The organism is Streptomyces sp. 13-12-16, assembly GCF_002114215.1.
GTDB lineage: Bacteria > Actinomycetota > Actinomycetes > Streptomycetales > Streptomycetaceae > Streptomyces.
In genome coordinates this window covers 1-3,093 of the sequence record NZ_NCTE01000045.1, presented here as the reverse complement: position 1 = coordinate 3,093, position 3,093 = coordinate 1, and the positions used below count along the sequence as shown (strand labels likewise).

Genomic DNA, 3,093 nt, shown 5'->3' with positions numbered 1-3,093 from the left:
GGCGCCCCCGTCGTGCGGCGCCGGGGGCCGCGGCACCGGACTGCTCACGGTCCTGCCCCGGTGCCCGGTCCGTGTGGGCCGGTGCGGTGGCGGGGAGTGCCGAGGGGGCCGGCGGGTCGTGCGCGGGCATGACGAAGGGGCCGCCCTTCCGGGCGGCCCCTTCGGCGGAGTGTCGCGTTACTTCACCGGCTCCGGCTCCGGAGCGCTCTCGTTCTCCTCGTCGCCCGCCGGGTCGGCCGGGGTCTTGACGGACTCCAGCAGGAGCTGGGCGACGTCGACGACCTGGATGGACTCCTTGGCCTTGCCGTCGTTCTTCTTGCCGTTGACCGAGTCGGTCAGCATGACCAGGCAGAACGGGCAGGCCGTGGAGACGATGTCCGGGTTGAGGGAGAGGGCCTCGTCGACGCGCTCGTTGTTGATGCGCTTGCCGATCCGCTCCTCCATCCACATCCGGGCGCCGCCCGCGCCGCAGCAGAAGCCGCGCTCCTTGTGGCGGTGCATCTCCTCGTTGCGCAGGCCCGGGACCTTGCCGATGATCTCGCGCGGGGGCGTGTAGATCTTGTTGTGGCGGCCCAGGTAGCACGGGTCGTGGTAGGTGATGATGCCCTCGACCGGGGTGACCGGGATCAGCTTGCCCTCGTCCACCAGGTGCTGGAGGAGCTGGGTGTGGTGGATGACCTCGTAGTCGCCGCCGAGCTGCGGGTACTCGTTGCCGAGGGTGTTGAGGCAGTGCGGGCAGGTGGCGACGATCTTCTTCGCCGACCTGGGCTTCGCCGACTCGGGCACGACCTTGCCGTCGTCGTCCATCTCCTCGCCGAAGGCGGCGTTGAGGGACATGACGTTCTCCATGCCGAGCTCCTGGAACAGGGGCTCGTTGCCCAGGCGCCGCGCCGAGTCACCCGTGCACTTCTCGTCGCCGCCCATGATCGCGAACTTGACGCCCGCGATGTGGAGGAGTTCCGCGAAGGCCTTGGTGGTCTTCTTCGCGCGGTCCTCCAGGGCGCCGGCGCAGCCGACCCAGTACAGGTACTCGACCTCGGACAGGTCCTCGATGTCCTTGCCGACGACCGGGACCTCGAAGTCGACCTCCTTGGTCCACTCCAGGCGCTGCTTCTTGGCCAGGCCCCAGGGGTTGCCCTTCTTCTCCAGGTTCTTGAGCATCGTGCCCGCCTCGGACGGGAACGCGGACTCGATCATCACCTGGTAGCGGCGCATGTCGACGATGTGGTCGACGTGCTCGATGTCGACCGGGCACTGCTCGACGCAGGCGCCGCAGGTGGTGCAGGACCACAGGACGTCGGGGTCGATGACGCCGTTCTCCTCGGCGGTGCCGATCAGCGGGCGCTCGGCCTCCGCCAGCGCCGCCGCGGGCACGCCCGCGAGCTGCTCCTCGGACGCCTTCTCCTCGCCCTCCGGCGTCTTGCCGCCGCCGGCCAGCAGGTAGGGGGCCTTGGCGTGCGCGTGGTCGCGCAGGGACATGATCAGGAGCTTGGGGGAGAGGGGCTTGCCGGTGTTCCAGGCGGGGCACTGCGACTGGCAGCGGCCGCACTCGGTGCAGGTGGAGAAGTCCAGCAGGCCCTTCCAGGAGAACTGCTCGACCTGGGAGACGCCGAAGACGTCGTCGTCACCGGGGTCGGTGAAGTCGATCGGCTTGCCGCCGGACGTCATCGGCTGGAGCGCGCCCAGGGCGGTCCCGCCGGTGGCCTCCCGCTTGAACCAGATGTTCGGGAAGGCGAGGAAGCGGTGCCAGGCCACGCCCATGTTGGTGTTGAGCGAGACCACGATCATCCAGATGAAGGACGTCGAGATCTTGATCATCGCGAACAGGTAGACCAGGTTCTGCAGCGCGGCGACCGACAGGCCCTTGAAGGCGAGGACCAGCGGGTACGACGCGAAGTACGCGGCCTCGTAGCCGTCCACGTGGTGCAGTGCGCCCTCCAGGCCGCGCAGCACGTAGATCGCCAGGCCGATGGTGAGGATGACGTACTCGACGAAGTACGCCTGGCCCGCCTTGGAGCCCGCGAAGCGGGACTTGCGGCCGGGGCGGGACGGCAGGCTCAGCAGCCGGATGACGATGAGCACGGCGATGCCGAGCACGGTCATCACGCCGATGAACTCGATGTACAGCTCGAACGGCAGGAAGCCGCCGATGACCGGCAGCACCCAGTCGGCCTCGAAGAGCTGGCCGAACGCCTGGGCGAGGGTCGGCGGCAGGGTCAGGAAGCCGACGGCGACGAACCAGTGGGCGATGCCGACGACACCCCACCGGTTCATGCGGGTGTGGCCGAGGAACTCCCGCACCAGGGTCACACTGCGCTGGTAGGGATTGTCGGTCCGGGCGCCGGCCGGGACCGGCTGGCCCAGCTTGAAGTACCGGACGAACTGGCCGATCGCGCGTGCGAGCAGCGCGACGCCGACCACGGTCAGGACCAGCGACACGATGATCGCGGCGAGTTGCATGGGGGCTCCTCGGGCCTGCGAGGGGTTCGGAGAGGAAATTTCTGGACTTCTGCGGGGGCTCCACTACGGCTTCCCCGAAATTACTAAGCGGTAACTTATGCAGTCCGTTCGAGATTACCCCCATCTCCGGTCGCACTGTAGCCGGGCACGGGGTGATCTGAATCGCTCAGGGTTGCCTATGGCGGCACCCCGGGGGGCGTCCCGGATGGCGTCCGGGATCCGATCGTGTTATTCACGCTAAATCGGTCGATACGCCCCTAACTTATATCCGTGCTCTACGGGATCGCCGCCGCCGCCACCTCCCTGCTGCTCTCCGCCCTCCTCGCGGAACTGCTGCGGGTCCCCGCCCTGCGCCTGGGGATCGTGGACCGCAGACGCCGTCTGGCGCTGCCGCTGTCCGGGGGAACGGCCGTCGTGCTCGCGACCGTGCTGGTGGCGGGGCTCGGCGACCGGGCGGGGTACGCCCCGCTCGGCACCGGGATCGGGCGGCTGCTGGCCGCCGGGGCCTGGATCGGCGTGCTCGGGCTGGCCGCCGACGTGTGGCGGCTGCGGTGGTGGGTCCCGCTCGCCGGTACGGCCGTGGCGGCGGCGCTCGTCGTGCCGTACGCGGAGACCGGGGTGGTGCGGGGGGTG

Annotated in this window: 1 protein-coding gene and 1 pseudogene; one reads left to right on the top strand and one right to left on the bottom strand. The window is 69.4% G+C overall.

Features of this window, described 5'->3' with window-relative positions:
* Nucleotides 1–177: 177 nt before the first annotated feature.
* Entirely contained in the window at nt 178–2,460 is a 2,283-nt protein-coding gene (locus tag B7767_RS02185) for a (Fe-S)-binding protein (RefSeq protein ID WP_085570595.1), read from the bottom strand.
* A 270-nt stretch (nt 2,461–2,730) separates the two neighbouring features.
* Here B7767_RS02185 and B7767_RS02180 point away from each other — a divergent pair.
* Nucleotides 2,731–3,093, top strand: a pseudogene (locus B7767_RS02180) (undecaprenyl/decaprenyl-phosphate alpha-N-acetylglucosaminyl 1-phosphate transferase); the annotation flags it as partial.

Excerpts from the sequence above, each read along its gene's own strand:
- B7767_RS02185 (WP_085570595.1), bottom strand. The coding sequence starts at position 2,460 with ATGCAACTCGCCGCGATCATCGTGTCGCTGGTCCTGACCGTGGTCGGC.